Annotated in this window: 7 protein-coding genes; all 7 read left to right on the forward strand. The window is 43.8% G+C overall.

Going from position 1 to position 8174, the window contains the following annotated elements:
- The first annotated feature begins 70 nt into the window (after positions 1-70).
- On the forward strand, positions 71-1678 hold the full coding sequence (locus JXA84_03385) for a DEAD/DEAH box helicase (GenBank protein ID MBN1150248.1): 1608 nt from the start codon (positions 71-73) through the stop codon (positions 1676-1678).
- Positions 1679-1785: 107 nt separating this feature from the next.
- The gene (gene buk / locus JXA84_03390) at positions 1786-2931 is read left to right on the forward strand and encodes a butyrate kinase (GenBank protein MBN1150249.1); all 1146 of its coding nucleotides are present in this window, start codon (positions 1786-1788) and stop codon (positions 2929-2931) included.
- A gap of 15 nt (positions 2932-2946) precedes the next feature.
- Complete coding sequence (locus JXA84_03395) at positions 2947-3888, forward strand: phosphate butyryltransferase (GenBank protein MBN1150250.1); 942 nt, start codon at positions 2947-2949, stop codon at positions 3886-3888.
- A complete protein-coding gene (locus JXA84_03400) occupies positions 3885-5312 on the forward strand; it encodes a sodium:solute symporter family protein (protein MBN1150251.1) in 1428 nt (475 codons plus the stop codon). The genes JXA84_03395 and JXA84_03400 overlap by 4 nt, the downstream gene beginning before the upstream one ends.
- A 7-nt stretch (positions 5313-5319) precedes the next feature.
- Positions 5320-6429: a hypothetical protein gene (locus tag JXA84_03405; GenBank protein MBN1150252.1), complete on the forward strand. Its 1110-nt coding sequence runs from the start codon at positions 5320-5322 to the stop codon at positions 6427-6429.
- Positions 6426-7706 (forward strand): 2-oxoacid:acceptor oxidoreductase family protein, encoded by a 1281-nt coding sequence (locus JXA84_03410; GenBank protein MBN1150253.1) that lies wholly within the window; start codon positions 6426-6428, stop codon positions 7704-7706. The genes JXA84_03405 and JXA84_03410 overlap by 4 nt, the downstream gene beginning before the upstream one ends.
- 43 nt (positions 7707-7749) lie before the next feature.
- The coding region (locus JXA84_03415) for a hypothetical protein (protein MBN1150254.1) at positions 7750-8174 on the forward strand (425 nt) is incomplete at its 3' end.

Raw genomic sequence — 8174 nt, forward strand, 5'->3', positions numbered from 1 at the left:
TGTATACTGAATTTTTGATTAAAGAAGATCTTTGATCCCGTTTAAAAACACCAAAAAAACGAAGGAAAATATGCACAGTTTAAAAAGCTTCAGCCAGTTAGGGCTTTCTCAAGACGCGTTGGATGCCATAGAAAAAAAGGGATTTGAAGAACCAACAGAAATTCAGAAGCTTGTCATCCCGAGAATGCTGTCAGGTATAAAAGATATAGTAGGCCAAGCACAGACCGGAACGGGGAAAACGGCGGCTTTCGGACTGCCGATTTTGGAAATGGTTCAGTGCGACAAGAAAGTTCATGCTCTCGTGCTGACACCTACGAGGGAATTGGCGATTCAAGTGTCGGAAGAGTTGAATTCCATCAAAGGCAGTAAAAATGTCTCGGTAGTTCCAATTTACGGAGGACAGTCTATTGAAGAGCAGTTTAGACGCCTTAAAAAGGGCGCGGAGATCATCGTCGGAACACCAGGCAGGATAATAGACCATTTAAAAAGAAAGACAATAGATTTATCGCTCATCTGCGTGCTGGTTATAGACGAAGCCGATGAAATGCTCAACATGGGTTTTATCGACGAGATGGAAGAAATTCTCAAACATGCCAACCCGGAAAAGAGGACTCTCATGTTTTCCGCGACGATGCCGGAACGAATTATGGGAACCGTAAAGGCATACATGAAGGATTATGAGGTTATTAAAATTCGGAACAATCAGATGACGACCAGCCTAGCCGAGCAGATTTATTTCGAAGTTCGCGAAGAGGACAAAGTTGAAGCCCTCTGTAGAATTATTGATTACGAAGACGACTTCTACGGATTGATTTTTTGCAGGACAAAAAGGGATGTAGATCTTCTGGCGACAAGGCTTTTGGACAGAGGGTATGACGTGGAAGGTCTTCATGGCGATATTTCTCAGGCTCAGAGAGAAAAGATTTTGGACAAGTTCAAAAAAAAGCATATAAACATTCTTGTGGCTTCTGATGTGGCAGCACGAGGCCTTGATGTTTTCAACATATCGCATGTAATCAACTTCTCTCTTCCACAGGATCCAGAATCTTATGTCCACAGGATTGGAAGGACAGGCAGGGCGGGAAGAAAGGGTACCGCCGTGACGTTTGTGACGCCGTATGAATATAGAAAAATGTTTTTTATAAAAAAAATTTCCAAAGCCCGAATAACAAAAGCCGACATACCGGGAGTGGAAGAGGTTATTAAAATGAAGTTTAAACGCATCCAAAAGGAACTCGAAAATGCCATAAGGAACTATGAAGACAGCGATTACAGCGAATGGGCATGCGATCTGGTAAAAAAATACGGCGCGGAAAAGACAATAGGCTCTCTTTTGAAGATGACATACTTTGAAAAACTCGACTCGAGTGTCTACGCAGACATAGGCGTGAAGAAACCAGGTGGGGCAACCAGCGAGAACTACATAGACAACCAAGGCACGGCGAGACTGTTTATTTCAGTCGGGAAAAAAGACGGATTTACGCCGAGGAAACTTGTTCAAATGCTTACAAAGAAGGTTAAAATTAGAGGCAATAGAATTGAAGAAGTCGAAGTCTTTGAAAACTTTTCCTTTGTGACTGTGCCTTTCTCCAGCGCAGAAGAGGTGATTAAGAAATTTTCTATGCAGATAAAAGGTAGAAAAGCTTCGGCAAGAAGGGCAACTGCAAGAAATAAATGAATGCGATTTGAACGCCCCGGTATTGTCCTAAATCCTCCTTTCTTATATACTTAATTCTTTACATTCGGTAATACGATATTTTCGCAAAATCGAGAAAAGGAAAAAGAATGGGTAAAAATCATCTAATTTTAGTCGTAAACACTGGCTCCACGACCACAAAATGCTCGCTATTCAAGCAAAACGGAGATAATGTTGAAGTTCAAACTTCGGCGGTAATGGAACATTCCGATGATTTGATCCATAAATATCCGAATATTGCGGCACAGGTGGATTTCAGAGAGGAGCTAATACAAAACTTTGTGAAGGGAGCTCTCCCGGAAAAAGAAAAGGTAAATGGCATAGGTGCCATTGGAGGGATGTTGCCGCCTGTCCCGAGTGGAGTGATAGAACTGAACGAAACCCTCGCGGATTTCAGCCTGAACAGACCTGTTTATCAGCACGCTTCAAATCTCGCGGCTCCGATCGCTTTCAGGCTTTCAAAATTTTTGAAAGCCGTTTCCTACGTCGTGGATCCTGTCGGTGTAGATGAGCTCAATCCAATAGCCAGAATTTCAGGTTGTCCGGAATTTCCTCGTTTTTCTTTTGTCCATGCTTTGAACATTAGAGCGACAGTCAGAAAACTCGCCAAGGAACTCAACAAAGACTTCCATGAGATGAGATGCGTGGTTTGCCATCTCGGAGGAGGTTTTTCAATAGCCCCTTTTGACAGAGGTAAAATAGTTGACAGCGACAACAGAATGGAAGGAGCCCCCTTCACCCCTGAAAGGGCGGGAGGAGTTCCTCCTATACCACTCCTCGAAGCTTGTTTTTCCGGCAAGTATAAAAGAGAGGAACTGCATAAAAAACTTTACGGAGCGGGCGGCATTTACTCTTATCTCGGCACAAAAGACATAAGAGAAGTAGTCAGGAGGATAAACGAGGGAGACAAATACGCGAAGTTTATATACGATGCCATGATTTACCAAATATGCAAAGAGATTGGATCAATGGCTTCGGTTCTCGATTTTGACTTTGACGGAATTATAATCACCGGCGGGGTGGCAAAGGAATGTTACCTGACTGGTGAGATAAAGAGAAAATGCTCAAAATTGGGTATGGTATATGTCTATCCGGGAGAAAACGAAAATGAAGCGATTGCGACAAGCGTTTCCATGGTGTTGACAGGAAAAGAGAAGGCAATGAAATGGCCACAATGTATCGTAAAGATAGACGACAAAAAGCCTTATGAAATTTTCAAGAGTTTAAAAAGCTGAATGCCGGAGGATGTTTTGAGAATTAATAATTTTCGAGAACTCGAAGAGGCGGTGAAAAAGCTTTCGCCTGTTTCGCTTGCGGTAGCCGCGGCTTCGGACGATGAAGTAATTGGCAGTCTCGATTTGGCTGTAAAAGCAGGTTTTTTAGGGAAATGCTTTCTCGCCGGTGATAAAGGCAAAATCGAAAAAAGCCTTAAAAACGCGGGAAGGAATTTGAAAAAAACCGAGATATTGGAAGCTGCTGAAGACAGGGAAGCCGCTTTTTTGGCAGTAAAGGCGGTAAGGGATAATGAAGCTCAAATACTCGTAAAGGGAAGCCTTAAATCAGAATTGTATTTGAAAGCGATACTCGACAGAGAAAGCGGGATTAAATCTTCCTCTGTTCTCTCTAACCTCAGTGTTTTCGAGATGAAGAGTTATCCCAAATTCTTCGCAATAAGCGACAACGCAATAATAATATACCCAACTCTCGAAGAGAAAATTTCAATAATTGAAAATACGAGAAAAATGTGGAGAGCTTTTGGAATTGAAATGGTCAAAGTGGCCGCTATTGCAGCTGTCGAAACGGTAAGCTCTAAAATGCAGGCGACTCTCGACGCCGCGGCTCTTTCGATCATGTCTTCAAGGGGACAATTGAAAAACTTCATAATTGAAGGGCCGGTAGGATACGACGCCGCTATAAGCAGAGAGTGCGCACTTCATAAAGGATTAAAAAATTCCGTTGTCTGCGGAGACCTCGATTTCATTCTCGCGCCGAATTTAGAGACAGCGAATTCCCTGGGTAAAAGTTATAAATTTCACGGTGGAGCGACCTGGGGAGGGTTGGTGTTCGGAGCAAAAGCCCCCTGCGTTCTAAATTCACGGTCTGACGACGAAAGAAACCGCTATAATTCTCTTTTGATCGCGCGTGCGATAGTTCACGGTGAACCCCTTACCATAAGCGAGGAAAAAAAATGAGTATTTACGCTTTGATTATACTCGCGTATTTTGTTTTGGTAGTCATTTTGGGATTTTTGACAAAAAAAACAGCGAGCAAGTCTGTCGCGGAATTTCTTGTAGCAGGAAGAAACCTGGGAATAATTGTCTGCGCTGTCGTCGTATCCGCTGAATGGCTCGGCGGAATGAGCACAATAGGCGTCAGCGAAAAGGCGTTCAAGACAGGTTCGCTTCAGCCAATTTTCTACAACATCTCCACAGCTGTAGGCATGATAATAATCGGCTTCACCGTAGCTGCGCACTACAGGAGAAAGAGCGTTCACACCGTCAGTGAGATGATAGAATCGATTTTTGGTTCCAGCGCGAAAACCATTTCCGCCCTGGCTTTTCTTATCGCCTACATAATTCTCACGTATGTCCAGCTTCAGACCTGCTCGAGCGTCATAGCTCCGCTTTTTAACATCAATTGGATATGGGCTGTTCTGATATCTTCGGTTATTATAACCATATACACGTATTTCGGGGGAATGCACGCCCTCGCAATAACAGGAATAGTCTACCTTGTGACTATGTACGTGGGTTTAGGCGCGGCTTTTATCATAGGGCTTTTCAAGGTCGGGGGTTTTGGTCCTCTTCGCGATGTATTGATCGCCAAGGGCGCGCCTGTTAATATGTACAATCCCTTTAGTGCTGGAGTCAGCGACGCTTTTGCTCTTCTTTTAGGCGGTGTCCTAGGAGGAATGGCGGCCCAGGCGAGTATACAGCCAATATTTTCTGCGAGAAACGTGAAAACCGCAAAATGGTCGTCTGTTTTGGCTGGGCTGATTGTAGCTCCTTTTGGATTGATGGCGGCCTTTCTGGCTCTGTACGCGAAGACAGGTCTGTTTTTCGACACGACAAACGTAAAAGCGAACGAGATTCTGCCGACTTTGCTTCAGACACCTTCGTTCATTCACCCTGTTCTCGGAGGTATAGCACTCGCGGGAGTTCTCGCCGCTATTTTGTCAACAGTAGGTCCGGTCAATTTCGCCGTTGTGACTATTGCCGCCAAAGATATTTATCACGGAATCATCAACAAAAACGCTGAAGACAAAAAAGTTGTCTCGACCGCTAAGAAGCTTGTCATACTCGTAAACATCATCACTGTCCCTTTGGCGATTCTATTGAGGGGTGGAATTCTCGACACCGCCTATGTTTCCTACGCCATTCGGGCAATAGGGGCGATTGTAATACTCATGGGAATATATGCCAAAGGATGGATAACTCCTCTCGGCGTCAAACTTTCTTTTATATTGGGCACCATCGTCGTCTTTTTGACGATTGTTGCCAAACAGCTTGGAATTTTCACTGTTGACAAGACCTACAGCGCTGTAGTGACTACAATAGTTATAATTGCTGTATCCACTATTCTCGACAAGCTATTTTCAAAAAAAACTGCAAAATGAGGTTATGATGAAAACGATGTCCAAGCGCTTTATTGACGGATCGAGGATAATCGTAGAGTCTGCTGTGAGAACAGGAGCAGACATTTTCATTGGTTATCCCATAACTCCAGCTAATCTCATTTACCTTTATGCGAGCAGACGTTTTAAGAATGTAATTCCGGCACCGGACGAGATAACGACACTGCAGTGGATGGCGGGTTTTTCGGCGACCGGGAAAATACCCGTAACAGCGACTTCTTTTCCGGGATTCGCACTGATGGTCGAATCAATCGGCATGGCTTTCATGATGGAGCTTCCCATGCTGATAATTCTCGTTCAGAGATTAGGTCCTTCGACCGGTACGGCTACCGGAAGCGCGCAGGGAGACGTCATGCTCGTCAACGGGGTCAATTCAGGGGGATACCATCTACCGACATTTTGCGTTTCAAATTTTGAAGACTGTTGGAAACTCCCTTCTGCCGCAGTCAAAACCGCGGTAAAACTGAGGACTCCCGTTATACTGCTCACTTCAAAAGAGATGGTAATGACGTTACAGGATTTTGACACCGATTCTCTCGAAGAAATAAAACCTGTGGAAAGGGAATTCTACGAAGGGCAGGAGGAATTTATGCCCTACCACCCTAAAGAAAATAAAGTTCCCCATTTTTTGCATGTCGGAAACCCCAGGCACCAGGTCAGAATGACAGCATCAACCCATGACAGAAAAGCGACGCTTCAGCATTCGACACAGGAAGCTATTTCAAACACTAAAAGGTTAAGAGAAAAGATGACAGAGAATTTAAAGGATTATACCTATTATGACTATGAAGAAGACGGAAATGAAAACCTGGTATTTTCGTTTGGCACCACTTCCTTGGCTTCGAGGGATGCGGTGAAAATACTGCGTTCAAATGGGAAAAAAGTTTCACTTCTCGTCGCCAAAACTCTGTTTCCAATTCCGGATGACTACTTAAGGATAATCACCAAACATAAAAAAACAGTCATTGCCGAAGAAAATTTGACTGGACAATACAGGGAATTGCTTTTCGGCAGGATGGGTAAAAATGAAGTAAGAGGGGTCAACGCAATCGGCAGGATGATAAGACCTGAAGAAATCGTCGAAGAGGTGAAAAGATGAACAGGGAATTTTTATCTGTTGACAACATGCCTTTTTGCGGTGGTTGCGGCCACAGGACTGTCGCACAGAGTTTGGAAAAGGCTCTGGGGAGAATGAAAGATTTGAACCCCCTCGATGTCGTCGTTGTAACTGACATAGGATGTATAGGAATAATTGACAAACAGTTTAAAACTCACACCGTACATGGTCTTCACGGCAGATCGACAGCTCTCGCCGCAGGCATATCTATGGGCCTCTCAGAAGAAAACAAAAAGGTAATTACCCTCATAGGCGATGGAGGAGCGACGATTGGGTTACAGCACGTAATTGAAGCTGCTCAGAGAAACATAGATATGACTGTCATCGTCCACAACAACATGCTCTATGGAATGACCGGAGGGCAGCCTTCCGGTCTGACACCCTGTGGTTTTAAGACACCCATAATGCCCGAGGGTAAACCAATGAGAGGACATGACCTTTGTAAGCTCGTTCACGCTGCCGGAGCCCCTTACGCCAGAAGACTTATAGCGATAGGTGATTTTTCAGACGTCATCGAAGAAGCGTTGAAGATAAAAGGTTTCTCTTTTATCGAGGCAATGGAAATTTGCCCAAGCTACGGTCTCAAATACAACCCGACTAGAAAGCTTCATGAGATAGCAGAAGAAGCAGGTCTGGAAATCAAACTCTGGGAAAACAAAATTGGTCAAAGGGATGACAATAGCTACAGGCATGTAACTATTAATTCACTTTTCGACGAGATCCAGCCCCTGGAGGTAAACTTTAAATCTGATTTCAGGGGGAGGTATTCTCTTTTATTGTCGGGATCTGCAGGTGAAGGCGTTCAATCAGCTGCTGAATTGTTGTCAAAGGCTGTAATATCATGTGGTCTCTCGGCCACAAAAAAAGGCACATATCCTGTTACGGTTGGTGTTGGTTTTTCGACTTCTGAAGTTATTATTTCTTCCGACCCAATCCTTTTCACAGGCATTTCGAGCCCAGACGCTGTTATTGTAGTTTCAAAAGACGGTTTAAACAAAGTAAAAAGCTCTGTTTCAGAAATGAGGCAAGGTTTTTTGTACATAGATTCTGATCTGAACGCCCCGGAGACGAAAGCAAAGATTTTGTCGAGTGATTTCAGAAAACCTTTCGGGGCTAAAAGCGCCGCACTTTTGGCTCTTCTTTTATTTCTTTCCAGAGAAAAACTCATACCCGTTGAGGCTCTTTCTGAACAGGTTAAAGCTTCGGGTATCGGTAAAAAAATTGACATTGAAAAATTGTTGTCATGTTTGAAGGATTGAGGGTGTAAGATTACATGTAGGAAAAAAATAAAAGGAGGTATGTATGAGGATTTTTAAAATGTCTTTGATTCTTTCTTTTGCCGCTACAGCTATGGCGGCTCAGATCTCGATTGGTTTTTCCGAGATTCCAATGAACGTTGGACTTTCATGGGCGACATGCGGTAATGATTCGGTTTCAGTTAATGTCGGAACGCTCGGAGGTCCCCAGACATGGAATTTTACTTCGCTGGCTACCTCAGACATGGAGTATCACAGGTTGATAACTCCTTCTTCCGCGCCATCTTTTTCTTTATTTCCCACGGCTACAAAAGTTGAACTCGTACAGGATGAGTTGTATAGCTCTGACTCAAATTTAATCTATTTCGAAATCATTCCGGCTAGTTTTAGAACTCTTGCGTGGGAATACATAGACCCTTCGGAACATATAATTATGGAAGTAGACCAGATGCAGTTTCCGCTTCCGCTGAA

The sequence above is a fragment of the candidate division WOR-3 bacterium genome (assembly GCA_016926475.1).
Classification (GTDB): domain Bacteria; phylum SDB-A; class SDB-A; order SDB-A; family SDB-A; genus JAFGIG01.

Coding starts and splice junctions, on each gene's coding strand:
- JXA84_03385 (MBN1150248.1), top strand. CDS start 71: ATGCACAGTTTAAAAAGCTTCAGCCAGTTAGGGCTTTCTCAAGACGCG.
- buk (MBN1150249.1), top strand. CDS start 1,786: ATGGGTAAAAATCATCTAATTTTAGTCGTAAACACTGGCTCCACGACC.
- JXA84_03400 (MBN1150251.1), top strand. CDS start 3,885: ATGAGTATTTACGCTTTGATTATACTCGCGTATTTTGTTTTGGTAGTC.
- JXA84_03405 (MBN1150252.1), top strand. CDS start 5,320: ATGAAAACGATGTCCAAGCGCTTTATTGACGGATCGAGGATAATCGTA.
- JXA84_03410 (MBN1150253.1), top strand. CDS start 6,426: ATGAACAGGGAATTTTTATCTGTTGACAACATGCCTTTTTGCGGTGGT.